Source organism: Amycolatopsis nigrescens CSC17Ta-90 (assembly GCF_000384315.1).
Lineage (GTDB): Bacteria > Actinomycetota > Actinomycetes > Mycobacteriales > Pseudonocardiaceae > Amycolatopsis > Amycolatopsis nigrescens.
On sequence record NZ_ARVW01000001.1, the window covers coordinates 7,949,369 to 7,973,665 of the forward strand.

Consider the following 24,297-nt stretch of genomic DNA (forward strand, 5'->3'; position numbering starts at 1 on the left):
TCGATGCCCGAACCCAAGGCACTTCCCATCGCCGCGCGGTCCGTGGGGTGTCCCTTCACCCCCGCCACCGAGCTCTACGACATGCAGAAGCAGGAGGAGCTGCCCCGGGTCAAGATCCCCAGCCCGCTGCTCGGCGAGTTCGACGCGGTGACCGTCACGCGCTACGAGGACGCCAAGAACGTGCTGGGCGACCCCCGGCTGCAGATGGGCTTCGTCTTCGATCCCGACGCGCCGCGGACCATGCTGAACCAGCCGGGCAACCTGCTGAACTACAACGGCGCCGACCATTCCCGGCTGCGGCGGATGCTCACCGCGTCCTTCACGGTCAAGCGGGTCCGTTCGTTGCGGCCGATGATCGAGGGCATCGTGGCGGCCCAGCTGGACGCGTTGGAGGAGGAGGGTCCCGGTGCGGACCTGGTGCAGGTGTTCAGCACCCCGATCCCGACCCACGTGATCTGCGAGCTGCTGGGCGTGCCCTATGCCGACCGGGCGGACTTCCAGCGCCGCGCCAAGGTCGGGCTGGACGTCAACACGACCCGTGAGGTGCAGATCCAGAACCTGGCCGATATGGACGCCTACATGTCCAAGCTGGTGGCGGCCCACCGGCAGAGCCCCGGCGACAATCTGCTGGGTGGCGTGGTGCGCGACTTCGGCGCCGAGCTGACCGACGACGAGCTGGTGGGCATCGGCAACATGCTGCTGATCGCCGGGCACGAGACGACCGCCAGCATGCTGTCGGTCGGTACCGCGCTGCTGCTCCAGCATCCGGACCAGCTCGCGCTGGTGCGCGACGATCCCTCGGCGACCGACGGCGCGATCGAGGAGCTGCTGCGCTACTGCGCCCCGGCCACCATCATGCCGCGACAGGCGGCCACCGATCTGTGCGTGCGGGACCAGGAGATCAAGGAGGGCGAGCGGGTGGTGGTGTCCATCCTGGCCGCCAACCGCGATCTCGGGGCGACCGACCAGGACCTGGACACGCTGGACGTGCGACGGCCGCCGCAGGCGCATGTGACCTTCGGCTTCGGTGCCCACCAGTGTCTCGGCCAGCAGCTGGCGCGGATGGAGTTGCGCGTCGCGCTGCCGGCGCTGTTCAACAGGTTCCCCACGCTGAAGCTGGGCGTCCCGCAGGAAGAAGTCGACTACCGGACCACCGCGCTCGTCTTCGGCGTGCACCGGTTGCCGGTCACCTGGTGACTCTGGAGGAGGAAGCGACGATGAGTTTGAACATCGAAATCGAGGAACCCAAGTGCATCGCCGCGGGGCACTGCGTCGCTGCCGCGCCGGAGGTCTTCGACCAGCGCGACGACGACGGAGTGGTGATCCTGCTCGACGGGACTCCGCCGGAGCACGAGCACGAGCGCGTCCGTGAGGCCGCCCTGCTCTGCCCGGCCGCCGCGATCATCCTCCGGGAAGGCGACCGGACCCATGCCTGACCTGGACGTGCCGGTGCTGGTCGTCGGCGGTGGTGGCTGCGGGCTCGCCACCTCGGTCTTCCTGTCCGATCTGGGGGTGGACCACCTGCTCGTCGAGCGGCGCGAATCGACCTCCGTGCTGCCGAGGGCGCACTACCTGAACCAGCGCACCATGGAGATCTTCCGGCAGCACGGGATCGCCGACGAGGTGTACCGGGGCAGCGCTCCGCTGGCGAACATGGGGGAGGTGGTCTGGCGTACTTCGCTGGCCGGCGACGGTTTCCTGGACGGGCGGGACCTGCACCGGATGGACGCGTTCGGTGGCGGCGGCACGGCCGCGCCCTACGCGGCCGACAGCCCGTGCCCGTCGACGAACTTCCCGCAGCACCGGCTCGAACCGCTGCTGCGCCGGCACGCGGAGGAACGGGCGCCCGGTCGCGTGCTGTTCCACCACGTGCTCGAGGAGTTCACCCAGGACGAGACCGGGGTGACCGCGCTGGTGACCAACCGGTCGACCGGAGAGACCAGCACCGTGCGCGCCCGGTACCTCGTCGGCGCCGACGGGGGACGGAGCATCGGGAAGGCGCTCGGCGTGACGATGGCGGGGGAAGAGGGTGGCGCCTTCCACGTGATCTCCGTGCACTTCAGCGCGGACCTGTCCCGGTGGTGGCCCGGCGATTCGGTGCTGATCACGAACTTCGTCAGCCCGGACGGCGGCCTGATCTCCCGGTACGGGATGGTCGCGCTGGGGCCGACCTGGGGGCTGTCCTGCACCGAATGGGCACTGCACTTCCATCTGCCGCCGGGAACCGAGCTGGACCTCGGCGACGACGCGATGATGGCCAGGGTCCGGGAACTGCTGAAGCTGCCGAACCTGGAGCTCGAACTGCACCAGGTGAGTCACTACTGGCCGGAGGCCGTCATCGCGGACACCTTCCGGGACGGCCGGGTCTTCCTCGCCGGGGACGCCGCGCACCGCCAGCCACCCGCCACCGGCCTCGGTCTGAACTCGGCGATCCAGGACGCGCACAACCTGGCGTGGAAGCTCGCGGCCGTGCTCGGCGGGCAGGCCGGCGATCCGCTGCTGGAGTCCTACCAGGCCGAACGGCTGCCGATCGCGCACCGGAACGTCAGCTGGTCGATGTACACCTTCCGCAACCACGCGGTGGCGCACGCCGGCCTCGGGCTCTTTCCGGGCCAGCCGCCGGAGGCCACCCGGGCCAACTTCCGCGCCCTGTTCTCCGACACGCCGATGGGGGAGACCCGTCGGGTCAGGGCGAAGGAGGTGTTCGCGACCCAGCGGGTTGAATACCAGGCGCACGACATCGAGATCGGCTTCTCCTACCAGGACGGTGCCGTGCTGCCGGACGGATCGGAACCGCCGCCGCGGGACCCGATGGGCTACCTGTACCACCCGGTGACCAGGCCGGGACACCGGCTGCCGCACGTATGGCTGACGCGGGACGGAGAACGCCTTTCCTCCCACGACCTCGTCGGCAGGCACGGCGGTTTCGTGCTGATCACCGGGGCGGTGGAGGACAGCTGGGCGGTCGCGGCGAAGCAGGTCGTGGACACCTTCGGCGTGGCGCTGACCGTCGTGCCCATCGGCACGGATCCCGCCGGATACCAGGACGCCGAGGGCGGCTGGTCGGCGGTGAAGGAGGTCGGCGACGGCGGCGCGGTCCTGGTGCGCCCGGACAACCACGTCGCCTGGCGCAGCTTCACCGGCGGCGCACAGGCCGGCGAGCTTAACGCGGCCTTTCAGCACATCCTCGGCGTCAAGACAACTGGGAGCTGACCCATGTCCGCTGTCGAACACGAGCAGGTCGTGCGCGAGTTCCTCGCCGCGATGGGGCCGACGCCCGTCGACATCAGGTCCGCTGTGGACCGCTACCTGACCGACGACTGCGTGTGGGAGAACCCCGGTTCGCCGGTGTGCCGGGGCAAGCCGGAGATCTTCAAGCTGATGCCGGCCGACTTCGCGCGACTGGAGGTCCGATTCCGCCACCTCGCGACCGTGGGCGACACCGTACTGGCCGAGCGGGTGGAGAGCATGCTCCGCACGGACGGAACCCCGATCGCGCTGAACCTGAAGGTGATGGCCGCCTTCGAACTGCGTGGCGGCCGGATCTGCGCCTGGCGGGACTACTTCGACATCACGAAGCTCATCTCCGATCCCGGGGAATGGTGAGCGCGATGAGCCGACCCCGGCAGCTGACGGAGTTCCCCGAGCCCACTGAGTCCACGGAGGAGCACGTGCTACGGCACGCCTTCGGGCAGTTCCCGTCCGGGGTGACCGCGGTCGCCGCGCTGGTGGACGGTGCCGCACTCGGTATCGCGGTTAGTTCCTTCGCCCCCGTTTCGCTGGAGCCGCCGCTCGTCTCGATCTGCGTGATGGAGCACTCCAGGACCTGGCGGCGGCTGCGCACCGCACACCGGATCGGGGTGAGCGTGCTCGGCTCCGGCCACGCCGAACTGGCGAGGCGTCTCGCGGCGGCCACCGAGGACCGGTTCACCACGGTGGAATGGCGCATCGGGCGGCACGGGGCGATCCGGGTCGTCGGCGCGCCGGCGTGGCTGGAGTGCTCGATCGAACAGGAGATCCCGGCCGGCGACCACATTCTGGCCCTGCTGCGGATCCGGCACGCCGAGACCTACGCCGGGATCGGCCCGCTGGTGTTCCACGCGAGCGGTTTCCACCGCCTCGCCTCTTGAGCAGGAAGGCAGTCAGATGACGAACGTGCGCACGGACCTGCGGGTCGAGCTGGTGGAGCGGGTCCATTCGATCGGCCCGATCCTGGCGGACGGGGTCGCGCAGGGCGACCGCGAACGCCGGTTGCCGGACAAGACGGTGCGGGCCATCGACGAGTCGCAGGTGAGCCGGCTCTGGACGGCGCGCGAGTACGGCGGGTTCGAGACCGGTGTGCGGACCTTGAGCGAGGTCACCAAGACCCTTTCCCACTACTGCCCGTCCACCTCCTGGGTGGTGAACAACATCAACGGGTCGAACCTGCTCGCCGCGCGGTTCCCGCAGGCCGCGCGGGACGAGGTGTTCGGGGAGAACCCCGGCGCCAAGCTCGCCTCGATCTTCGTGGCGGCCGGTAAGGCGGTCCGCACCGGCGGCGGTTACCTGCTGACCGGGAAATGGCCGTACGCCTCGGGAATCCTGCACGACGATTGGGCGATCCTGAGCGCGAAAGAGGTCGATGCCGACGGTGAGGCCGTTCGCGCGATCTCGGTGCTGGTGCCCGTCGCCGAGCTGACGGTGGAGGACACCTGGTTCACCGTGGGCATGCGCGCCACCGGAAGCCGCACCGCGGTAGCCGAGGGGGTGTTCGTGCCCGAGCACCGCGTGCTGCCGGTCGAGCTGCAACTGGGGCGGCAGAACGCCACCGATGTCACGCTGGCGCCGTTGTTCCGGTCGCCCGCGGTGGCGGCGATGGCGGTGATCTGCGCCTCCGTGGTGATCGGCATCGGCCAGGCCGCACGCGCCTTCGTCGTGGACCGGGCGCCGGGGCGGGGGATCGCGCCGACGGTCTACACCAGCCAGCCGAACTCGCAGACCTTCGTGTCCGCACTGGGCAAGACCGCGCTGTCCATCGACGCCGCCGAGATGCACGCGAGCCGGTCCGCGGACGTGATCGACGCGGCTGCCGAGGACGCCGTCGCGCTCCCGGACGCCGAGCTCCGCCGGATCCGCGGGGACGTCGGGCAGGCGGTGAACCTGGTGACCATCGCGCTCGACGAGTTGATGTGGGCGCACGGGGCGGCCGCCTTCGCCGAGTCGAACCCGCTGCAGCAGTTCTGGCGGGACGCCAACACCGCCGCCCGGCACGCGATGCTCAACGTGCATGTCGGCCGCGAGCTCTACGGCGGGGCGTTCTTCGGCCTCGACCAGATCGTGCCCAGCCTCTGACCTCCACCCCAGCACGGTAAGGACTTCCCATGGATTGGCTGCCACCGTTCCTCATCCCGATGTCCGAGGTCGCACCGGTGACGGTGGGGCCGGCTGACGTGCCGCGCGTGCTGTTCTGGATGGTTGCCGGGCCGACCGTCCTCGGCTGGATGGTGACCTACCTGCTGGCCATCCGGCAGGCCATCGTGGACGGACGCGTGGGCGTGCCCGCCTACATGGTGGCGGTGAACTTCGCCTGGGAGTTCAGCCTCACCTTCGTCCTGGAGCAGACGCCGACCCAACGGGGGATCAACTTCGTCTGGGTGATCATCAACGTCTTCCTGCTGTACCAGGTGTTCCGGTACGGGCGGAACGACTATCCCGCGCTGTCGCCGCGGACCTTCAGGTGGTCCATCGTCGGGGTGCTGGTGTGGGCCTCGCTGATCGTGATGGCGGGCGCCAACGAGTTCCACGACCGCGACGGGATGTACATCGGCATGATCATCAACCTGCCGCTCAGCGCGGCGTTCATCCTGATGCTCAAGCGGCGCGGATCCTCGGTGGGGCAGTCCATGTACATCGCCACCGCGAAGTTCGTCGGATCCTTCTTCGCCGGGCTCACCGGGTTCCTGGTGTACCCGGCCAGGGTGCTCTTCCTGGTGCTGGTGCCCACCATGGTCGTGCTGGACCTGGTCTACCTGGTGCTGCTGCACCGGAAGATGCGTGCCGAGGGGCGCTCGCCGTGGGCGTTCCGGGCGCCCGCGACGTTCGCGATGGCCGCGGACAAGTCCTGAAAGGGCGCGTTATGAAAGGGCACAGTCAGATGACGCCGGTGCGCAACGCGTACGCCACCGCGTGCGGCCGGTTGCGGAGCTTGAAGCGGCTGGTGACCCCGAAAATGGTCCGCTTCACGACCCGCTCCGAGAAGCCGAGTTTGACCGCGATCTCGGCGGTGTCCAGGCCGTCCGACATCAGCCGCAGGATGTCGATCTCCCGCGCGGTCATGCCGGAGGTGTGCAGGCCGTTCGGTGACAGTATTTCGCGCTGGATCCGTTCGACCTGCTTGAGCAGTTCGCCGAGCATCTTCGATGGCAACACGGCGCCGCCGCCGGCGGCGGTCCGCACCGCGCTCTCGATCCGGTCGCCGGTGACCCCGGCCCGCGGCAGTACCGCGACCACGTTGCACTCGACGGCGGTGAGCAGCTCGGTGCGGCTGACCTCGCAGGCGATCAGCACCACCGGCGCGCCCAGGGTCGCCTTCACCTTCCGCAGCGCGGACGCCACCTCCACGGTGATCCGCTCGGCGACGAGCACCACCACGTCCACCGGCGGGTGATGCTCGTCCGGCAGGACCTCGATGTCCGGCAGGGCGTCGAGGCGGCTGCTGATCGCCTCGCGGGTCAACGGATCCACCGCACGGATGAGCACTCTTAGCACGTCCACCGCAGTCTCCTAGCCCTGGTAGCTTTCCCCGAAACCGTGCACGCTTACTTCGGCGCTGCCGACGAGCGCGGTGTCGCCTGCTTCTTCGGCGATGCGCATGGCTTCTTCGATGAGGGTTTCCACGATCTGGTGTTCGGGGACGGTTTTGATGACCTCGCCCTTGACGAAGATCTGGCCTTTGCCGTTGCCGGAGGCCACACCCAGGTCGGCTTCGCGGGCTTCACCGGGCCCGTTGACCACGCAGCCCATCACCGCGACCCGCAGCGGCACTTCCATGCCCTGCAAACCGGCGGTGACCTCATCAGCCAGCTTGTACACATCCACCTGCGCCCGCCCACACGAGGGGCAGGACACGATCTCCAGCTTGCGCTGCTTGAGGTTGAGCGACTGCAGGATCTGGATCCCGACCTTGACCTCTTCCACCGGCGGCGCGGACAACGACACCCGAATGGTGTCCCCGATCCCCTGCCGCAACAACGCACCGAACGCCACCGCCGACTTGATCGTGCCCTGAAACGCCGGACCCGCCTCGGTCACCCCCAGATGCAGCGGATAGTCACACTGCTCAGCCAACAACTCATACGCCCGCACCATCACCACCGGGTCGTTGTGCTTCACCGAAATCTTCAAATCATGAAAATCGTGCTCGGCGAACAGCGACGCCTCCCACAACGCCGACTCCGCCAACGCCTCCGGGGTCGCCTTACCGTGCTTGGCCAGCAACCGCTTGTCCAGCGACCCCGCGTTCACCCCGATCCGGATCGGCGTCCCATGATCCTTCGCCGCCTGCGCGATCTCCTTGACCTGGTCATCGAACTTACGGATGTTGCCCGGGTTCACCCGCACCGCCGCACACCCCGCCTCGATCGCGGCGAACACGTACTTCGGCTGAAAATGAATATCCGCGATCACCGGGATCTGCGACTTCCGCGCGATCGCCGGCAACGCCTCCGCATCATCCGCACTCGGACACGCCACCCGCACGATGTCACAACCCGACGCCGTCAACTCCGCAATCTGCTGCAACGTCGCATTCACATCCGACGTCAACGTCGTCGTCATCGACTGCACCGACACCGGACTCTCACTACCCACCCCCACCGCACCAACCTGCAGCTGACGGGTCTTACGCCGCTCCGCAAGCACGGGCGGGGGCATGGTGGGGAGGCCGAGAGCGACCTGGGTCATCGTGTGATCCCTTCCGGGGTGACTGGGCTCGGTGCCGTGGAGCTGTCGTGGAGCGCCAGCGCGGTTTCGGCGATGGACTCCGCGGTGAGGCCGTGCTCGGCGAGGATCGCCGATCGGCTGCCGTGGTCGAGGAAGCCACCGGGCAGCCCGAGGTTGTGCACCGGCGCCGGAACGCGGGCATCCGTGCAGGCCTGTGCCAGCGCCGCGCCCACGCCGCCGGTGCGCACCCCGTCCTCGACGGTGAGCACCAGGCGATGCCGGGAGGCGAGATGGACCAGGGTCGGGTTGACGGGCAGCAGCCAGCGCGGATCGACCACCGTCACTCCCACACCTTCATCGGAAAGCAGTTCGGCGGCCCGGATCGCGGTGCCGGCGAGCACGCCGGTGCTGACGATCAGCACGTCGAGCGGAAGGGACCGGCTGCGGTAGAGGATGTCCAGCCCGTCCATGCGGCTGAGTGCGGTGATCTCCGGACCGGCGCCGGCCTTCGGGAACCGCAGCGCGGTGGGACCGTCCGTTGTGCACACCGCCTCGCCGAGCAGGGCGGCCAGCTGCTTGGTGTCGCGTGGGGACGCGACGCGCATGCCCGGCACCGTGCCGAGCAGGGCGAGGTCCCACATGCCGTGGTGGCTTGGCCCGTCGGGACCGGTGATTCCCGCCCGGTCCAGCACGAAGGTGACCGGCAGGTGGTGCAGCGCCACGTCCATCATGACCTGGTCCACGGCGCGGTTGAGGAAGGTGGCGTACAGGCAGACCACCGGGTGCAGGCCGCCCATGGCCAGCCCGGCCGCGCTGGTGACCGCGTGCTGCTCGGCGATGCCAACGTCGAAAACGCGGTCCGGATATCGCTTGGCGAACGGGTGCAGACCGACCGGGCGCAACATCGCGGCGGTCAGCGCGACCACCTCCGGGTTGCTGGCGCCGATCTTCGTCAGCTCGTCGCCGAACGAGCTGGTCCAGCTGGGGGAGCCGGCGGTGCCCGGCTTGCCGGTGTCGGGATCGATGACCCCGATGCCGTGCATGCGGTCGGCTTCGTCGGTCTCGGCGTGGGGGTAGCCGCGCCCCTTCTCGGTGACGCAGTGCACGACCACCGGCCGGTTCAGCCCGGCCGCCCGGCGGCACGCCTGCTCGACGGCGGCGACGTCATGCCCGTCCACCGGGCCGATATAGCCGAAACCCAGGTCCTCGAACAGGTTCGAGCCGGGGTGGCGACCGTCTCGCAGCGCCGAAAGATGCGCGGCCACACCGCCGATGGTGGGGGCATACGAGCGGCCGTTGTCGTTGAGAGCGATCACTACCTTGCCGTCACCGCGGCCGAGGTTGTTCATCGCCTCCCAGGCCATGCCGCCGGTCAGCGCGCCGTCGCCGATCACCGCGACCACCCGGCGGTGCTCCTGTCCGAGCAGCCGCTGTGCCTTCGCCAGACCGTCCGCATAGGACAGTGCGGTGGAAGCGTGCGAGTTCTCCACGTGGTCGTGCGGGGACTCCCGCCGCTGCGGATAGCCGGCCAGCCCGCCCGCCGCGCGCAACGTGTCGAAGGCGGCCTGCCTGCCGGTGAGGATCTTGTGCACATAGGACTGATGGCCGGTGTCGAACACGATCCGGTCGGCCGGCGAGTCGAACACCCGGTGCAGTGCGATGGTCAGCTCGACCACACCGAGGTTCGGGCCGAGGTGCCCGCCGGCGCGGCAGACCGTGTCGACCAGGAACTCCCTGATCTCGGCCGCGAGTGCGGGCAGCTGGTCCTGGTGCAACTCCTTGAGCCGCTGCGGGCTGGTGGTGCGACTGAGCAAAGTGGAGGTCATATCCTCATCCCGTTCAGGCCGGAGGGTCGCTCGGTGGTGCCGCGGCACCGCGGACGGCCGGGGGAAGCTCGAAGTGGGTGGTCTCGCGGGTGACCTCGCGCTCCTCGACGGACACCGGCCCCAGTTCACCCAGGGCGGCCACCACCTCGTTGACCAGTGCGGGCGGGGCCGAAGCGCCGGCGGTCAGGCCGATCGTGCGCACTCCGTCGAGCCAGCTCGGCCGGATGTCGCTCGCGCGGTCGATGAGCTCGGCCGGCGTGCCCTGCCGGCGGGAGAGTTCGACCAGGCGGACCGAGTTCGAGGAGTTCGTGGAGCCGACCACCAGTACGAGATCGGACTCTTCGATGATCGCGTTGAGCGCGTGCTGCCGGTTGGTGGTGGCGTAGCAGATGTCGTCGGACGGTGATTCGTGCAGCATCGGGAACTGCACCCGCAGCGCGTCGACGAACTCGGCGGTCTCGTCGACCGCGAGGGTGGTCTGGGTGAGGTAGGAGACCCGCCGCGGGTCGGGCAGGGACAGCTCTTGGACATCTTTGGGCGTTTCGACCAGGACGATGGAATCCGGCGCCTCGCCGAGGGTGCCTTCGACCTCCTCGTGCCCGGCGTGGCCGATCAGCACGACCGTGTCGCCACGGGCGGCGAAGCGACGGGCTTTGGCATGGACCTTGGTGACCAGCGGGCAGGTTCCGTCGATGACGTCGAGGCCGCGGCGGGTCGCCTCCGCGCGTACGGCAGGGGAGACCCCGTGCGCGGAGAACACCACCGTCGCGCCGTCGGGTACCTCGTCCAGCTCTTCGACGAAGATCGCGCCCCGGCGCGAGAGGTCGTCGACCACATAGGCGTTGTGCACGATCTGCTTGCGGACGTAGACCGGTGTGCTGCGGGCTCGCAGGGCTCGTTCGACGATCTCGATGGCTCGCTCGACTCCCGCGCAGAAGGACCGCGGACCGGCCAGCAGGATGCGACGTGCGGCGTCATCCTCCGGGTGTGCGTCCGAACTCGTAGTTGCCATGCCGACACGGTAAGGAGGGAAAGCTCATCGGCTCAATGACCGGTTCCGCTTTCCAGAACCGCTGTCGCGTCCGCCGACCCGGCACGGTGCTAACCGCCCTTGGCGAGTACTTCCCGGCCGATGTGGCTCTTGCAGACTTCGACGGAGTAGGCCATCAGGCCGGGGGCTTGTGCGTCGCGGAAGATGCGTTGGATGGGTGAGGTGCGGAGGTAGCCGCTGCCGCCGCCGATCCGGACGCCGAGCTGGGCGATGTCGCGGGCGGCTTCGTTGGCCAGTGGTTTGGCGCGCATGCTGGCGGGCAGGAATTCGGGGGAGTTCTGGTCGGCGAGCCAGGCCATCTGGCCGGTGTATGCCGCGGCGGCTTCGAGTTGGAGGTGGGCTTCGGCGGCGCCGAACTGGACCCATTGCAGGTCGGTGAGGGTTTGCCCGGTGGTGGGGATGGTCCTGGTCTGGGCGTGGGTGGTGAGTGCGGCGAGTGCGGCGTCGGCGATGCCGAGGGAGAGGTAGGGCAGACCGGCGGCGATGTGGTTGGGGCGGGGTTCGGTGGCTGGGATGCCTTGGCGGTCGGCGCGCAGGAGGGTGCCGGTGAATTCGATGAGCTGGCTGCGGCTGGCGCGCAGTCCCATGGTGTCCCAGATCGGGACGTAGGTGACGGTGTGGTCGGGTTCGACCCCGAAGAAGGCGGGTTTGCCGTCGACGAGGGCGTTGACGAGGAAGTGGTCGGCGATTTCGCAGCCTGAGCAGAAGCGTTTGGCGCCGGTGAGCCGGTAGCCGCCGTCGGCGGGTTCGGCGGTTTGTTGCGGCATCAGGAACAGGTTTCCGGAGCCTGGTTCGGACAGTGCGTTGGCGAACCGCTTCCCGGCGGTGAGTTCGTCGGCGTAGTAGCGGGCGGTGTCCGGTGTGGACATTTGGGCGAGTCCGACCGCGGCGCCGATGTGCATGAGCCAGATGCAGGCGGTCGAGGGGCAGGCGGCGCTGAGCAGCCGGACGATGGTGCCGAAGGCGCGGTAGCTCAGCGAGGAGCCGCCGAGTTCGGTGGGCAGGGTGGCGGTGTCCAGTCCGGCCGCGTGCAGTCGTCGCAGGTTCGTCAAGGGCAGTTCGGCGGTGTCGTCGAATTCGGCGGCGGTACGGGCGAACTGGGCTGCGAGTTCGGTGGCGGTGTGGATCCAGCCCAGCTCGTGCGGTTCGGGGCCGAAGGGGTGGTCACTGGACACAAAGGACATCAGCTCAACTCACTTCCACGGAAAGGCGTTCAGAGTCGGGAGAAAAGTGGTCGCGGTGGCGGCAGGGCGCCGGTTGGACAGGCGCATTGGCCGGCTATTCGGGCGGCCGTGTCCGGAAGGAACGGGGTGAGTTCTCCGGCGAGGACGCGGCAGGCCCGGAGAAGGACGCCGAGAACGGCGTCGAGTTCGGCACCAGCGAGCTGCCAGGGACGGGCTTGCTCGATGTAGCGGTTGGCCTCTTCGACGATGCGCCAGACCGCGGCGGTGGCGCGGCGGAAGTCGAAGCCGGCCAGCGCGTCGTGCACGAGTTCGGGCGCGTTCCGGCATGCCGCGATGAGCCGATCGGCGCCGACAGGAGGTGCACCGGTGGCGGGCGGGCGGCCGTCGCGGTAGCGGTGGATCATGCTGACGATCCGGTGGACCAGGTTGCCGAGACCGTTGGCGAGGTCTTCGTTGGCGCGCGCGGTGAGCCGGTCGAAGGTGAAATCGGCGTCACCGGTGCGGGGAACCTCGCGCAGCAGCCACCATCGCACCGCGTCGGTGCCGTACTGGCGGACGACCGATGCCGGGTCGATGACGTTGCCGGTGGATTTGCTGATCTTGCGGCCGCCGATGGTGAGGTAGTCGTGCACGAGGATGTCGGTGGGCAGTGGCGCACCGGCGGACAGCAGCATCGCCGGCCAGTAGACGGCGTGGAAACGCAGCACTCCTTTGCCCGCCAGGTGGACGCGGCGCTCGTTGTGCACCCACCAGTACCGGTAGTTCTGGCCACCGGTACCGTAGTCGAGGCTGGTGAGGTAGTTGCCCAGCGCGTCCCACCACACGTAGATGACCTGGTCGGCGTCGCCAGGCACCGGGATGCCCCAGCCGCGGGCGCGGGTGCGGGAGCGCGAGATGCTGAAGTCCTGCAACCCACCGGCGATGAAGCCGAGTACTTCGTTGCGGCGTGCGGCGGGTTCGATCCGGAGCCGGCCACTGGTGATCAGGTCGTGAAGTCGCCCGGTGTAGCGGGACAACCGGAAGAACCAGTTCTCCTCGGCCACGAGCTGTGGCGGCAGGCGGTGTTCGGCGCAGTAGCCGTCGGTGAGTTCCGCGGGTGCGTAGAACTGCTCGCACTCCACGCAGTACAGCCCCTCGTAGTGTTTTCGGTAGAGGTCCCCGGCCGCCGCGCACGCCCGCCAGAAACGTTCCACCCCTGGCCGGTGCCTTGGGTCGCGGCTGGTGCGGATGAAGTCGTCGAAGGAGAGGCCGAGCGGCTCGCGCAAGGCCGCGAACGCGGCGGCGTTGCGGTCCACCAGCTGCTGGGTCGGCAGCCCTTCGGCTTCGGCGGCAAGTACATTCTTCAGCGAATTGTCATCGGTGCCGGTCAGGAACCGCACCTGGTCACCACGCCGGCGGTGGTGGCGCGCGAGCACGTCGGCCTGCACCAGCTCCAGCGCGAATCCCAGATGAGGGCGCGCGTTGACGTAGGGAATCGTGGTCGTCACGTAGAACCGTGCTGGCATCGGAACCTCCTCGGAGAAACCGGGGCTCCGCGCCACGTACGCACCGAGGCCCCGAATCAGGGCCTCGGAATCTGTTCAGCGTTGGCGGCCCCGCGTGCGGGGCATCATCACCAGAGCTGACGAACACATGCCCACGACATTAGCAGCGACGTCCCGACACCTCACCGGATTTTCCGGTCGCGCCGTGGCTTCTGCGCGTAACGAAAGCCGGGCGGGGCTGATACTCCTCGGTGGCGGGCATGCGGGGTTCTCGGCTGGCGGTGCTTCTGCTGCTGGCCGCCGTCTTGGCGGGGTGCGCGGCGGAGTCGCGGGAGTCCGCGCGGCGCCCTCGTGATGTGCCGTTGCTCCGGGCGCTGGTCAGCGCGGACGGGTTGCAGGTGACCGTGGAGTTCGACCGGTCCGGGTGCGGGGAGTTCCGGCTGACCGCGGACGAGGGCGAGCGTGCGGTGTCCGTGCACCTGGTGGCAGCGCCCTCGGCCACCCGTGGCGCCGGTGCGGAGACGCCGCGGCTGGTGCCCTGCACCCAGCTGGCGGCGATGGGCACGGCGACGGTGCGGGTCGGGACACCGGTGGCGGGCCGAGCCTTGGTGGATACCGCGACCGGTCGTGAGCTGCCGAGCATCGACGGCCGCACGTTGGCCGCGGTGGGGTATCTGCCGGCCGGTTATGTCTTCGCCCGGGACAGTTTCGAAACCGAGTCCGATGTCCCGCCGCGGAGCCCGCAGGCGCCGCTGGTGTGGACGCGGGTGTTCACCGGCCCGCCGGACCGGCCGGAGCTGCGGATCACCCAGGCGGCACCGGGCGGGCCGGAGCTACTCGGGTGGCCGGTGACGGCGACGGTGCGGGTCGGCGGTGCGGACGGGCAGCTGCACCTGACCGAGGGCGGCGCGCAGGCGCTGACCTGGGTGCTGGGCGGCCTGCGGATCGCGGTCTACACGGTGCAGGGCAACATCCACGAGACACCGCTCCCGGTGGCGGAACTCGAAGCCGTCGCCGCCGCCTTGCGCCCCGCCTAGACCACCGCGACGTCAGGTTGTCGATCGCCCTTGAAACATGGTCGTTCGGTGCCAGGCGAAATAGGGCTCGGAGGCAGCGCTGTGCGCAGTGCAGCCGCGGCCTCGCAGGTGCGACAGCCGATCTCGCAGGTTGCCTTCCGGGAGGCTGTCCCTGGCCGGCACCTGTAAGTTGCCGTGCTGGTCAACCGTGATCCAGCCCGACTCGTACAGCGCGTCGCAGCCGAAGCTGCACGCGAGCATGGCGATGTGATGCAGCTGCCGTCGTTCCTCGTCCGTGCAAACCGCACGTTTCTTGATATGCGCGGCGACCAGGAACCTCAACGGGTACCGGTCGCCGCAGAGCGCGCACTCGGCGACTTCCGCGCCGCCGGCCAGCAGCTTCCGCAATTTCGCCTGCTCGGTACGGACCTTGACCTTGGCGATGGTGTCCAGCTCACCGAAGTGACGATTCTCCGCCACCTGATCGCCAGTCGACTCGTGCAGCACGACTTCGGCCGGCCTGCCGGTGATCTCGACTCCGATGAGGGCGCGAAGCAGGTCAGGAACGCGGGCGGTGGGGCTCCGTGCTCTTCTCCTTGAGGCGCGCTGCTTCCTTGCGGACTTCGGCTTGGGTGGCGCGTTCCCGCTGCAGCCAGTCGGGGCCCTCGGCTTTCAAGGTGTCGATCTGTTCGGTGGTGAGCGGGTCGGTGATGCCACCCCGCGCGAGGCCGCCCATGGAGACGCCCAGTTTCGCCGCGACGACCGGTCGAGGATGCGGGCCGTCGCGGCGCAGCTCCCGCAGCCACTCGGGCGGGTCGGCCTGCAGGGCGTTCAGCTCGTCGCGCGAGACGACACCCTCTTGGAACTCCGCGGGGGTGGCTTCGAGGTACACACCCAGCTTCTTGGCCGCCGTCGCGGGCTTCATCGTCTGGGTGGTCTTGTGCGACGTCATGCGGTCAAGGGTATCGGGCGTGTGCGCTACCGCCGATCACACCCGGTAATCTGGCCTCGTGACAGGCTCGGACGTACCTCCTTCGTTCAGGCTCGCGTACGTCCCGGGGGTGACGCCCGCGAAGTGGGTGCGGATCTGGCACGAGCGGATGCCTGAAGTTCCGCTGACCCTGCACCAGGTGCCCGCCGCCGAAGCGGCCGGCCTGGTACGGGACGGAGGCGCCGACGCGGTCTTCCTGCGGTTGCCGACCGACCGGACGGGCCTGCACGCGATACCCCTGTACACCGAGACGACCGTGGTCGTGGTGCCGAAGGACCACCTCGTGGCTGTGTCCAAGGAGATGTCCAAAGAGATGTCCGAAGAGGTGTCCGCCGAGGACCTTGCCGACGACGTGGTGCTGCATCCCCTGGACGACACCCTTGGCTGGGACCGACTGCCGGGACGCCCGGCGATCGAGCGCCCGGCCACCACGGCCGACGCCATCGAACTGGTCGCGGCGGGCGTCGGTCTGCTCGTCGTGCCGCAGTCGCTCGCGCGGTTGCACCACCGCAAGGACCTCACCTACCGGCCGCTCTCGGGCGGCCCGGAGTCGCGGGTGGCGTTGTCGTGGCCGGAGGACGAGACCACCGACCTGATGGAGCAGTTCATCGGGATCGTTCGCGGGCGGACCGTCAACAGCACGCGCGGGCGTCAGGCACCAGCACCGGCCCCGGCGAAGCGCAAACGTCCCGAGGCCGAGGGACGGAAACCCGCGGCCGGCCGGGGCAGGCAGCGGGGTTCCGGCGCCCCTAGAGGTGGCAAACGGGGGAAACCTCGCCGCCGGTCCTAGCGCGCCGGGGGAGCAGCAGCGGGGTTGCCAGGCTGAGCAGCCCGGCGATCGCGATCGCGGTGCGGGTGCTGGTGAGTGCGGCCAACGGTCCCCACAAGGCGGTCATCGCGGCCACGGTGAGCTTGCTGGTGATCGACCAGGCGGACAGGGTGCGCACCACGCGGTCCGGCGGGAGCTGCTCGAGCCGATAGCTGGCGAACACCGGGTTGAACACGCCCATGCAGGTGATCAGTCCCAGCTCGACGACCATGACGAGGATCAGCCCGCTGGTGCCGGGGTGGACGAAGGCCAGCCCGAGCAGCCAGCACGCGCGCAGCGCCCCGGCGGTGAGCATGACCTGATGCCGTCCGAACCGCGTGACCAGCCGGCGGGACAGTCGTGCGCCGATGAGGCCGCCGACGCAGGGCGCGGCGAACGCGAGGCCGTACTGCCACGGCGCGAAACCGAGGGGGCCGAGCATGAGCACGGCGAGCACCGGCGAGGTCGCCATGATCAGGCTGCTGACCAGGATCGTGTTGAGGAACAGCGGGCGCAGCGTGGCGTGGGTCAGGATGTACCGCCAGCCTTCGAGCAGGTCGCGTGCCCGCAGCCGCGGTGCGCCGGTCCGCGCGGGGCGTGGCTCCTTCTTGCCGATCGCGCGGATGCCCACTGCCGAGAGCAGATAGCTGATCGCGTCGGCTACCACGGTCGCCGCCGGGCCGAACAGGCCGATCGCGGCCCCGCCGAGCGGCGGGCCGAGTGCGGTGGCGGTCCACGCCGTCGACTCGAACCGTCCGTTCGCGATGAGCAGGTCTTCCGGTCGCACCAGCGCTTTCAGGCAGGCGCCGCTGGCCGCCTGGAAGGTGATGTCGGCCGCCGCCACGAGCACCGACACGATCAGGAGCTGCCCGAAGCCGAGCAGGCCGAGTGCGAACGCGGCGGGGACGGTCAGCAGCGCAGCGAACCGGATCAGGTCCATCGTGATCATCACCGGTCGTTTCCGGCGGAACTCCAGCCACGGACCGAGCGGCACCGCGACCACGGCCCCGACGGCAAGGCCGGTGGCCGCCAGTGCCGACACCTCGGTCGGCCCGGCGTGCAGCACGAGGATCGCGACCAGCGGGAACGCGTCGAACGCGAGCCGGGTGCCGAACGTGCTGACCGCATACCCCGCCCACAACCAGCCGAACTGCCGCCCGAGCGACCGCCTGCCCGCCACGCCCAGCCCCCTCACGCCGACCAGCGAGATCAAAGCGGGCAGCGGACGGCCGGTCAAACAACCGACTCGCGGCGAGCCACAACGACGGGTTGTGGAACGGGAGATACTGCAAGAGGACTCTTGCGTCGCAGTGAATCTTCTTGCACACTGAGTGCACCGATTGAGCAGGAAAACGCATCGCTACACAGGCGGGAGCGCGGCATGCGAAGGCTCATCACCACACTGGCCACGGTCGGTCTTTCGATCGCCGCCGGACTCGCCGCCGTTCCGGGATATGCGTCGTCGTCCACTCCGCAGACCATCCCCGCGCTGCGCGAGTGGACCGCGGGCGGCGACGGGTACCTGTTCGGCTCCGGCTCCCGGGTGGTGGCCAGTACCGAACTGGCGGGCACGGCGCGCACCTTCGCCGAGGACCTCCGCTCGCTGACCGGCGTTCCGGTGGACGTCGTGTTCGGGGCCAAGGCGGAACCCGGCGACATCGAGCTGCGGCTCGGCACCGCCGACGGCGGCCCCGAGGGCTACCTGCTGACCGTCGCACCGGCGATTTCGGTGCTGGGCAACACGAACAGCGGCGTGTTCCTCGGTACCAGGTCGGTGCTGCAACTGCTCCGGCAGAACCTCGCCGTGCCCGGCGGTATCGCGCGCGACTGGCCGCGCTATCCCGAACGCGGGCTGATGGTGGACGCAGGTCGGCAGTACTTCTCGCTCGACTGGCTGCGGCAGCGCGTCCGCGAGCTGTCCTACCTGAAGATGAACCAGCTGTACCTGCATCTGAACGACGTCAACGGGTTCCGGTTGCGCAGCGACACCCATCCCGAGGTCACCTCGGCGCAGCACTACACCAAGCAGGAGATCCGCGACCTGATCGACTACGCGGCCGCATACCAGGTGGACGTGATTCCGGAACTGGACTTTCCCGGGCACCTGGACCCGATTCTCGCCGCGCACCCGGACCTGAAGCTGGTCAGCCGGACCGGGGCGGTCAGCGACAGCAACATCGACCTGTCCCAACCCGGCGCATGGCGGTTGATGGAAGACCTGATCACCGAGTTCCTGCCGCTGTTCCCCAGCCGGTTCTGGCACATCGGCGCCGACGAGTACGTCACCGACTACGCCGACTATCCGCAACTGGAGACCTACGCGAAGCAGCGGTTCGGAGCGACGGCCACCGGCAAGGACGCCTACCACGGGTATTTCAACTGGGCCAACGAACTGGTCAAGGCTTCTGGCAAGACGGCCCGCGCGCACAACGACGGGCTCAAGCCGGGTGGGGCAACCGTGCCGGTGGCCACCGACATCATCATCGAACACTGGTCGATGAGCGGGCCGCCGCCGTGGTTCGGCCCGGCGTACAGCGGAAAGCAGCTGATCGCCATGGGCTACCGGGTGCAGAACGGTTCCTTCACGCCGACGCACCACACGGCGGGCGGCTGGGCGTCGCCGTTCAACGTGCCCGCGCCGATCATGTACGACACCTGGGATCCCACCATTTTCGTGGACGGCTCCCGGCTGTCCGAGATGGAGGACCGGTCCAACCTGGGCTCGAAACTGAAGCTCTGGTGCGACGAGAGCACCAAGACCGAGCGGCAGCTCGCCGACGCGATCCACGACAAGCTGCGGGTGATGGCGCAGCACACCTGGCGTTCATCGGGCCCGCCGCTGTACCTGCTGTTCGCGCCGGTGATCAAGGCGGTCGGCGAAGCTCCGGCATAACCGGACATCCCTTGCCCTGCAAAGGAAATCGAGGTCCAAATGCGACGTAAGACGATCGTCTCCGCCCTCGCGCTGTGCTCGGCCGTCGGCTGCTTGCCCGCTGTGGCCGGCTCGGCGTCGGCGGCGCCCCGCTATCGCGACTACGTGGCACTGGGTGACTCCTACGCCTCGATCGCCTCCCTGCTGACCGTGGAGGACAAGGTCGGCTGCTTCCGCTCCGCCGACAACTACCCGCACGTACTCGCCGCGAAGCTCGGGGTGGAGCGGCTTACCGACGTCAGCTGCGGCAGCGCCACCACGGCGCATATGACCGAGCCGCAGCGGACTCCCACCCTGGGCACCAATCCGGCCCAGTTCGACGCCCTGCGACCGGAAACCGACCTGGTCACGCTCACCATCGGGGGCAACGACCTCGGTTTCGAGAGCGTTATCGGCCAGTGCGGGCTGCTCAGCGTCACCGACCCGCTCGGCAACCCGTGCGAACGGGCCAACCGCAATCCCGATGGCAGTGACAAGGTCCGCCGGAAGATCGAACAAGAGGTCGCGCCCCGGGTGGCCGCCGTGGTGCGGGGTATCAAGGAGCGCTCGCCGGACGCGCGGGTCCTGCTGGTCGGTTACCTGCGCTGGCTGCCGGAGGCGACGGGCTGCTGGCCGGCCGTCCCGCTCGCGCAGGGGGACGTGCCGTACGCGACCAGCCTGCAGCAGGCGCTGGTCGACGTGCTGGCCGGCAACGCGGGCGGCAACGTGAGCGCGTTCGATCCGATGCCGATCACCGGCCACGACATGTGCCAGGCGCCCGGCACCCGCTGGGTGGAGCCGGTTGTACCAGCCGCGCCGACCACGCCCTTCCATCCGAACGCACTCGGCCAGCGCAACCTCGGGGAACGGCTCGCCGAGCGGCTGGGCGGCACGCGCTAGCCAAGTCGGCGCCGGAACCACGTGGTCAGCCCGGCGTCCACCTCGCGTGCCAGTGGCAGTTGCGGCGCCGGTTCGATGCCAGGCTCGTCGGCGAGCGGGTGCGCCAGTCCGGGGATCGACAGCAGTTCGGCCCGTTCCCCCAACGCGTCGACGAGGTCGAACGCGTCGGTGCGCAGGGCAGGGTGATCCAGCTCGCCGCTGACGACCAGCAGTGGCGCGCGGCCGGCGATGGCGTCCGCCTTGGCGACGAAGTCCAGGCTGTCGACGGCTTTTTCGGACTCGGCGTCATACGGGTAGTCGCCAGGGAACAGGTCGACGACGGACCGCAGCCGGATGGCGCCGTTCACGATGGCGCCGGCGAAGACCGGGATGTCGGTGTCGGCGAGGACCCGCAACGCGACCGCCCCGCCCAGCGAGCCGCCCAGCACGCCGATCGGACCGTCATCGACCGGCAGTTGCGCGCGGATCGACGCCAGCGCGGCCGGGAACTCCTCGGTCGCCTGTCGGACGAACGGATACAGCACCGACATCAGGGGGTCCTGCTGGAGCAGGGCCAAGCCGGCGTCCATGCTGCCGTCGACCATCCGCGCCCCGCACATCGGCATGCCGAGGTGCACCCGCCACGCGGGCAGCTCGTTCAGCGGCAACGCGGCGGCGAACGCGGCGTCCGACCTCGGCGCGTCCAGCATGTGCCAGGTGACGATCAGTGGCGCGGGGCCGTCGCCGGACGGCGGCAGTGCGGTGAACGGCACGCCGGCCGCCGTGCCCGCAATCGGTGAGTGCATGCGGCGATAGTAGGTCCGCGGCCACGTGCCGGGAGCTGGTTACGCCACCGGCGAAAGCGCGAGGGGTGGCGGAGCGTCGCGAAGTGGCGACAACTCGGCTGGTCAGGAGTTTGTGCAGGTCAGCTTTGGTGGCGTAACTCCGGCGTAACAGTTGGCGGATAGCGTGGCCGTCGTGGACGACCCCGTTGACGCCTCCAGTAGCAGGAAGATCCCCGCCGGCTGGGTCTCGTCGCGACCGCGGGCGGAGCGGGCGCGGCAACTGGCCGATGCGCTGCGGCACCAGATCATCACCGGCCGGTTCGCCGACGGCGTGCTGCCCGACGAGCGCGGTCTTGGCAGCCGGTTCGGCGCCTCTCGCAACGCGGTCCGCGAGGCGCTGGCCCTGCTGCGGCAGGAAGGACTGATCACCCGGCGACGCGGGGTGGGCACCACGGTCGTGCTGCCGAAGTACGGGCACGGCCTGGACCGGCTGGCCGGACTCGCCGAGACGCTGACCGGGTACGGCACCGTGACCAACGAGGTGCGGCTGGCCGAGACCGTGGCCGAGCTGCCGGCCGCGATCGCCGAGCGACTGGCGGTGCCCGCCGGCTCCGGCGGCGTGCATCTGGAACGGCTGCGCTGGCTGGACGGCCTGCCGTTGTCGCTGGATTCCAGCTATCTCACCGCGGACGCCGGCCGCGGTGTGCTGGCCGGCGACCTGGCGGGCCGGGATGTCTTCACCCTGATCGAGGAGACCACCGGTTGCCTGCTCGGGCGCGCCGAGGTGGCGATCCACGCGGTCACCGCCGATCCGGACACCGCCGAGCTGTTGCGGATTCCGGCCGGTGCGGCGGTTTTCGCCCTGGAGCGGCTTACCCGGCTGTCCGACGGGCGCCCGGTGGACGTGGAGTCGATCCGCATCCGCGCGGACCGGATGGCCCTGCACGCCGTCCTGCATCGCGGCGGGCAGCCGTGGTGACGGCCGCCGGGCTGACCGTGCCGGTAGTGGTCATGCTGGCGCTGTTCGGGCTCGTCGGCGGGATCGGCATCACTGCACTGGGGCCTGGCGGGATACTGCCCACGATCGGGCTGTTCACGCTGACCGGCCTTTCGCCCGCCGAGATAGCCGGCACCGCCATCGTCACCCACGTCGCCACCGGCGTGCTGGCCACCGCCGCCTACACCCGCTCCGGCCAGTTGCGCGAGCCCGAGACCCGGCGCACGGCGCTGATCCTTGCCGGCACCGCGGTGCTCGGCACACCGGCCGGAGTGCTGGTCAACACCGTGGTTTCCGGCCGGGTTTTCGGGCTGGTGCTGGGGATTTTCGTGGCCGTGGCGGGGGCGCTGGTGCTGTACCGCGAGCGTCGTCACGCCGCGGCGACACGAGCGCACCCGTCCGCACCACTGGTGGCCGGGCTTGGTTTCGCGGTCGCGATGGCGGCGGGCATCGTGGGCATCGGCGGACCGATGCTCACGGTGCCGCTGCTGGTCGCCCTCGGCGTCCCGGTGCTGGAGTCGCTCGCCTCGGCACAGGCCCAGTCCATCGTGATCGCCACCGTGGGGACGCTGGGCTACCTCGCCAACGGCGCGATCGACTGGCCGCTGGCCGCGCTGGTCGGTATCCCCGAACTGGCCGGCGTGCTGCTGGGCTGGAAGATCGCGCACGCCCTGCCCACCCGTAGCCTGAAGTACGCGCTGATCTTCACCCTGTTCGCACTGGCCCCCTACCTCGCCCTGCACGGCTGAGGCCCGGGTCCTCCTCAGCTGGTGTGCTGCCTGGTCAGCGGTCGCTGCAGAGGTACCGATCGGCGTCTTCCGCGTTTGGCGGGCTTGCGGGGGCGAGGAAGCGATGCAGAGTCGCGGCCAGCCTGCCCAGCTCCGCTCCGGCTTCGCAGTCGGTGATGGTGGTCGCGGTCCAGTATCCGGCGACGGAATGCCGCCACGGCTCGAGTGTCCACGTCAGCCGCACATGCCCGCGCGCGTGGTGGATCGCTTGCACGCGCAGGTCTCGGTTGGGGCTGTGCCAGGAACGTGTACCGTCCCAGCCCCTGAAGTCCGAGGCCAGCTCGTCGAGGAAGAGGGCGACGTGCCAGTCCGGGTATGCCGTGACGTCGTGCAGTTCGGCGCGCATACCTGGCGCGCCGCCTTCGACGCAGTTGCGGATGACGTGGTGGTCCGGGCGTCGCCGGTTATAGAAACGAAGATAGCCCCCGTCCTGCCCGCGCAGCAGGACGCTCGAATCCGCATCGGCGTCCGGGTCGTACCGGCACAGGCCGCTCGCACTCCGGTCGTAGGGCATGGTCCTCAGCGATCTCCGTCTGCGTCCGTCGGAGCCGGATCAGGATGGCGTCTCGTCTCCGCGCGCAGCTTATCCTTGAAGGCGGACCTTTCTGCCTTCAGCGGGCTCGGTTCAAACGACCCGGGAAACCTTGTAGGCGATCCCCCCTTCGACCAGGTACCCGGATCCCACGCAGACGACGTCGTTCAGCCACGCGTAGCGCTCGGCCCCCGTCTCGAAGAGGGGGTTCGTCCGGAAGTAGTAGCGGCCGGGGTCGATCTGGACTCTCTTGACGGGATCGGCCAGATCGGCCCGCAGTTCGGGCGGGGTGGTCCAACGGCCGCCGTAGGCCAGGTGCAGGAGGGCGTTGTCGTGCGTGCGCAGGGTCAACCGTACGTCCAGCATCATCGTTCCGTCCGGACGGAACAAAGCCCAGTCGCCGCCACCCGGCAGTACTTCGCCGCGTAGTTCCGGGCCTTCGAAGGTTCCGCCGGCGGCACCGAACAGCACCCGCCGGCCGAGCGGGCCGCTGCCGATGTCCAGCCGTGGGTTCAGGTCGACGATCAGGTCGAACAGATGCTCGGTGCTGATCTCGCCGAGGGTCTTCACCCGGGAATCCGTGGTCATCGATCATCGCCTTCGGTCGGTGAGGAGTGAGGTGGGACGGTCGGGAATACGGTCCGTCGGACCGCGTCCGTCGAGACGCCCGATTGGGCGCAGAGCGTTGACAGGTCGAAGAAAAACCGCTCGTGGGAGATCAGCTCGTCCCGGAAGGCGAACTGGATGAACACCGGCAGTTCGGCGCGCCTGCCGTTGGGGATCACGCCGAACCGGTCGCCGGTCATGGTCATCCGCGCGGTACCCCAGCAGACCAGGGTGTCGGTGTTGCCGGCGTGACCTTGCAGAACGACGTGGTAGTCCGGAAACGACCGGAAGAACCGGGTCAGCGCCCGCTCGTTCTCGGCCGGGCCCCGTGCGCTGGTGCCGAGTGCCGGCGCTTCGAGCACCATGTCCTGATGGAAGAGCCTCATCGCGGTGGGCACGTCTTGTCGGCTCTTCGCGATGGCCAGCGCCTGCGCCAGCTCGAACATTCGTTGGTCATGCACAAACTAAACGTACGTACGACCGTACGTTTAGGCAAGGGGTTGTGGCAGGATCTCGTCC

Annotated in this window: 26 protein-coding genes; 13 read left to right on the plus strand and 13 right to left on the minus strand. The window is 69.3% G+C overall.

All coding sequences use genetic code 11. The features are described from left to right. Positions 1-3 precede the first annotated feature (3 nt). From AMYNI_RS0137565 to AMYNI_RS0137595, 7 genes are read left to right on the plus strand one after another with little or no spacing between them, the layout of a single operon-like run. Positions 4-1,197, plus strand: coding sequence for a cytochrome P450 (locus AMYNI_RS0137565; RefSeq protein ID WP_020673275.1), 1,194 nt, complete (start codon positions 4-6; stop codon positions 1,195-1,197). Between the two features lie 26 nt (positions 1,198-1,223). Continuing rightward, positions 1,224-1,436 carry a ferredoxin gene (locus AMYNI_RS0137570; RefSeq protein WP_026361418.1) on the plus strand — a complete coding sequence of 71 codons (213 nt, stop codon included), beginning with the start codon at positions 1,224-1,226 and terminating at the stop codon, positions 1,434-1,436. After that, complete coding sequence (locus AMYNI_RS0137575) at positions 1,429-3,213, plus strand: FAD-dependent monooxygenase (protein ID WP_020673277.1); 1,785 nt, start codon at positions 1,429-1,431, stop codon at positions 3,211-3,213. The genes AMYNI_RS0137570 and AMYNI_RS0137575 overlap by 8 nt, the downstream gene beginning before the upstream one ends. Before the next feature lie 3 nt (positions 3,214-3,216). After that, on the plus strand, positions 3,217-3,606 hold the full coding sequence (locus tag AMYNI_RS0137580; RefSeq protein WP_020673278.1) for a limonene-1,2-epoxide hydrolase family protein: 390 nt from the start codon (positions 3,217-3,219) through the stop codon (positions 3,604-3,606). Positions 3,607-3,611: 5 nt separating this feature from the next. Continuing rightward, positions 3,612-4,130 carry a flavin reductase family protein gene (locus AMYNI_RS0137585; protein ID WP_157357649.1) on the plus strand — a complete coding sequence of 173 codons (519 nt, stop codon included), beginning with the start codon at positions 3,612-3,614 and terminating at the stop codon, positions 4,128-4,130. Positions 4,131-4,146: 16 nt separating this feature from the next. Continuing rightward, positions 4,147-5,331: an acyl-CoA dehydrogenase family protein gene (locus AMYNI_RS0137590; protein ID WP_020673280.1), complete on the plus strand. Its 1,185-nt coding sequence runs from the start codon at positions 4,147-4,149 to the stop codon at positions 5,329-5,331. 29 nt (positions 5,332-5,360) lie between these two features. After that, positions 5,361-6,104, plus strand: a complete 744-nt coding sequence (locus AMYNI_RS0137595) for a transmembrane-type terpene cyclase (protein WP_020673281.1) — start codon at positions 5,361-5,363, stop codon at positions 6,102-6,104. 25 nt (positions 6,105-6,129) lie between these two features. Here AMYNI_RS0137595 and AMYNI_RS0137600 read toward each other — a convergent pair whose 3' ends face one another. From AMYNI_RS0137600 to AMYNI_RS0137625, 6 genes are all read right to left on the minus strand, one after another. Then, the gene (locus tag AMYNI_RS0137600) at positions 6,130-6,753 is read right to left on the minus strand and encodes a helix-turn-helix transcriptional regulator (RefSeq protein ID WP_026361420.1); all 624 of its coding nucleotides are present in this window, start codon (positions 6,751-6,753) and stop codon (positions 6,130-6,132) included. Between the two features lie 9 nt (positions 6,754-6,762). Next, positions 6,763-7,941 (minus strand): flavodoxin-dependent (E)-4-hydroxy-3-methylbut-2-enyl-diphosphate synthase, encoded by a 1,179-nt coding sequence (gene ispG, locus AMYNI_RS0137605; protein ID WP_026361421.1) that lies wholly within the window; start codon positions 7,939-7,941, stop codon positions 6,763-6,765. Then, positions 7,938-9,746 (minus strand): 1-deoxy-D-xylulose-5-phosphate synthase, encoded by a 1,809-nt coding sequence (locus AMYNI_RS0137610; RefSeq protein WP_020673284.1) that lies wholly within the window; start codon positions 9,744-9,746, stop codon positions 7,938-7,940. Before AMYNI_RS0137610 ends, ispG begins: the two co-directional genes overlap by 4 nt. A 13-nt stretch (positions 9,747-9,759) precedes the next feature. Then, positions 9,760-10,758, minus strand: a complete 999-nt coding sequence (locus AMYNI_RS0137615) for a 4-hydroxy-3-methylbut-2-enyl diphosphate reductase (protein ID WP_020673285.1) — start codon at positions 10,756-10,758, stop codon at positions 9,760-9,762. Positions 10,759-10,847: 89 nt separating this feature from the next. Then, positions 10,848-11,981, minus strand: coding sequence for an acyl-CoA dehydrogenase family protein (locus AMYNI_RS0137620; protein ID WP_040406217.1), 1,134 nt, complete (start codon positions 11,979-11,981; stop codon positions 10,848-10,850). A 29-nt stretch (positions 11,982-12,010) separates the two neighbouring features. Beyond that, positions 12,011-13,486, minus strand: a complete 1,476-nt coding sequence (locus AMYNI_RS0137625) for a methionine--tRNA ligase (protein WP_020673287.1) — start codon at positions 13,484-13,486, stop codon at positions 12,011-12,013. A 239-nt stretch (positions 13,487-13,725) separates the two neighbouring features. Between AMYNI_RS0137625 and AMYNI_RS0137630 the strand changes: the two genes are divergently transcribed. Continuing rightward, positions 13,726-14,502, plus strand: coding sequence for a hypothetical protein (locus AMYNI_RS0137630; RefSeq protein ID WP_020673288.1), 777 nt, complete (start codon positions 13,726-13,728; stop codon positions 14,500-14,502). 12 nt (positions 14,503-14,514) lie between these two features. Here the strand turns inward: AMYNI_RS0137630 and AMYNI_RS46360 are convergent, their stop codons facing one another. Beyond that, a complete protein-coding gene (locus AMYNI_RS46360) occupies positions 14,515-14,988 on the minus strand; it encodes a hypothetical protein (RefSeq protein WP_020673289.1) in 474 nt (157 codons plus the stop codon). A 52-nt stretch (positions 14,989-15,040) separates the two neighbouring features. Next, positions 15,041-15,433, minus strand: a complete 393-nt coding sequence (locus AMYNI_RS0137640; protein ID WP_020673290.1) for a DUF5997 family protein — start codon at positions 15,431-15,433, stop codon at positions 15,041-15,043. Between the two features lie 58 nt (positions 15,434-15,491). On the opposite strand from AMYNI_RS0137640, the gene AMYNI_RS0137645 reads away from it, so the two are divergent. Further along, entirely contained in the window at positions 15,492-16,262 is a 771-nt protein-coding gene (locus AMYNI_RS0137645) for a LysR family substrate-binding domain-containing protein (protein WP_026361422.1), read from the plus strand. Here the strand turns inward: AMYNI_RS0137645 and AMYNI_RS0137650 are convergent. Further along, on the minus strand, positions 16,222-17,460 hold the full coding sequence (locus AMYNI_RS0137650) for an MFS transporter (RefSeq protein WP_040407785.1): 1,239 nt from the start codon (positions 17,458-17,460) through the stop codon (positions 16,222-16,224). The two genes, AMYNI_RS0137645 and AMYNI_RS0137650, sit on opposite strands and share 41 nt — an antisense overlap. A gap of 201 nt (positions 17,461-17,661) precedes the next feature. Here AMYNI_RS0137650 and AMYNI_RS46365 point away from each other — a divergent pair, with 201 nt between their 5' ends. Beyond that, complete coding sequence (locus AMYNI_RS46365; protein ID WP_020673293.1) at positions 17,662-19,173, plus strand: beta-N-acetylhexosaminidase; 1,512 nt, start codon at positions 17,662-17,664, stop codon at positions 19,171-19,173. A gap of 39 nt (positions 19,174-19,212) precedes the next feature. Further along, the gene (locus tag AMYNI_RS0137660; RefSeq protein WP_020673294.1) at positions 19,213-20,091 is read left to right on the plus strand and encodes an SGNH/GDSL hydrolase family protein; all 879 of its coding nucleotides are present in this window, start codon (positions 19,213-19,215) and stop codon (positions 20,089-20,091) included. On the opposite strand, the gene AMYNI_RS0137665 is transcribed toward AMYNI_RS0137660, so the two are convergent. Beyond that, positions 20,088-20,876 (minus strand): alpha/beta hydrolase family protein, encoded by a 789-nt coding sequence (locus AMYNI_RS0137665; RefSeq protein WP_020673295.1) that lies wholly within the window; start codon positions 20,874-20,876, stop codon positions 20,088-20,090. The genes AMYNI_RS0137660 and AMYNI_RS0137665 overlap by 4 nt on opposite strands. Positions 20,877-21,048: 172 nt before the next feature. Between AMYNI_RS0137665 and AMYNI_RS0137670 the strand changes: the two genes are divergently transcribed. Both AMYNI_RS0137670 and AMYNI_RS0137675 read left to right on the plus strand, forming a co-directional pair. Further along, a complete protein-coding gene (locus AMYNI_RS0137670) occupies positions 21,049-21,834 on the plus strand; it encodes a GntR family transcriptional regulator (RefSeq protein WP_245574097.1) in 786 nt (261 codons plus the stop codon). Further along, entirely contained in the window at positions 21,831-22,601 is a 771-nt protein-coding gene (locus AMYNI_RS0137675) for a sulfite exporter TauE/SafE family protein (protein ID WP_020673297.1), read from the plus strand. Before AMYNI_RS0137670 ends, AMYNI_RS0137675 begins: the two co-directional genes overlap by 4 nt. 34 nt (positions 22,602-22,635) lie before the next feature. Here the strand turns inward: AMYNI_RS0137675 and AMYNI_RS46370 are convergent, their stop codons facing one another. The 3 genes from AMYNI_RS46370 to AMYNI_RS0137690 form a co-directional block, all read right to left on the minus strand. Beyond that, positions 22,636-23,154 carry a DUF6228 family protein gene (locus tag AMYNI_RS46370; protein ID WP_020673298.1) on the minus strand — a complete coding sequence of 173 codons (519 nt, stop codon included), beginning with the start codon at positions 23,152-23,154 and terminating at the stop codon, positions 22,636-22,638. 111 nt (positions 23,155-23,265) lie between these two features. Next, positions 23,266-23,760 (minus strand): DUF3237 domain-containing protein, encoded by a 495-nt coding sequence (locus AMYNI_RS0137685; RefSeq protein ID WP_020673299.1) that lies wholly within the window; start codon positions 23,758-23,760, stop codon positions 23,266-23,268. Continuing rightward, on the minus strand, positions 23,757-24,239 hold the full coding sequence (locus AMYNI_RS0137690) for an ester cyclase (protein WP_157357651.1): 483 nt from the start codon (positions 24,237-24,239) through the stop codon (positions 23,757-23,759). Before AMYNI_RS0137690 ends, AMYNI_RS0137685 begins: the two co-directional genes overlap by 4 nt. Between the last annotated feature and the right edge of the window lie 58 nt (positions 24,240-24,297).

Excerpts from the sequence above, each read along its gene's own strand:
- AMYNI_RS0137565 (WP_020673275.1), top strand. The coding sequence starts at position 4 with ATGCCCGAACCCAAGGCACTTCCCATCGCCGCGCGGTCCGTGGGGTGT.
- AMYNI_RS0137575 (WP_020673277.1), top strand. The coding sequence starts at position 1,429 with ATGCCTGACCTGGACGTGCCGGTGCTGGTCGTCGGCGGTGGTGGCTGC.
- AMYNI_RS0137580 (WP_020673278.1), top strand. The coding sequence starts at position 3,217 with ATGTCCGCTGTCGAACACGAGCAGGTCGTGCGCGAGTTCCTCGCCGCG.
- AMYNI_RS0137585 (WP_157357649.1), top strand. The coding sequence starts at position 3,612 with ATGAGCCGACCCCGGCAGCTGACGGAGTTCCCCGAGCCCACTGAGTCC.
- AMYNI_RS0137590 (WP_020673280.1), top strand. The coding sequence starts at position 4,147 with ATGACGAACGTGCGCACGGACCTGCGGGTCGAGCTGGTGGAGCGGGTC.
- AMYNI_RS0137595 (WP_020673281.1), top strand. The coding sequence starts at position 5,361 with ATGGATTGGCTGCCACCGTTCCTCATCCCGATGTCCGAGGTCGCACCG.
- ispG (WP_026361421.1), bottom strand. The coding sequence starts at position 7,941 with ATGACCCAGGTCGCTCTCGGCCTCCCCACCATGCCCCCGCCCGTGCTT.
- AMYNI_RS0137610 (WP_020673284.1), bottom strand. The coding sequence starts at position 9,746 with ATGACCTCCACTTTGCTCAGTCGCACCACCAGCCCGCAGCGGCTCAAG.
- AMYNI_RS0137615 (WP_020673285.1), bottom strand. The coding sequence starts at position 10,758 with ATGGCAACTACGAGTTCGGACGCACACCCGGAGGATGACGCCGCACGT.
- AMYNI_RS0137620 (WP_040406217.1), bottom strand. The coding sequence starts at position 11,981 with ATGTCCTTTGTGTCCAGTGACCACCCCTTCGGCCCCGAACCGCACGAG.
- AMYNI_RS0137625 (WP_020673287.1), bottom strand. The coding sequence starts at position 13,486 with ATGCCAGCACGGTTCTACGTGACGACCACGATTCCCTACGTCAACGCG.
- AMYNI_RS0137630 (WP_020673288.1), top strand. The coding sequence starts at position 13,726 with ATGCGGGGTTCTCGGCTGGCGGTGCTTCTGCTGCTGGCCGCCGTCTTG.
- AMYNI_RS0137640 (WP_020673290.1), bottom strand. The coding sequence starts at position 15,433 with ATGACGTCGCACAAGACCACCCAGACGATGAAGCCCGCGACGGCGGCC.
- AMYNI_RS46365 (WP_020673293.1), top strand. The coding sequence starts at position 17,662 with ATGCGAAGGCTCATCACCACACTGGCCACGGTCGGTCTTTCGATCGCC.
- AMYNI_RS0137660 (WP_020673294.1), top strand. The coding sequence starts at position 19,213 with ATGCGACGTAAGACGATCGTCTCCGCCCTCGCGCTGTGCTCGGCCGTC.
- AMYNI_RS0137665 (WP_020673295.1), bottom strand. The coding sequence starts at position 20,876 with ATGCACTCACCGATTGCGGGCACGGCGGCCGGCGTGCCGTTCACCGCA.
- AMYNI_RS46370 (WP_020673298.1), bottom strand. The coding sequence starts at position 23,154 with ATGCCCTACGACCGGAGTGCGAGCGGCCTGTGCCGGTACGACCCGGAC.
- AMYNI_RS0137685 (WP_020673299.1), bottom strand. The coding sequence starts at position 23,760 with ATGACCACGGATTCCCGGGTGAAGACCCTCGGCGAGATCAGCACCGAG.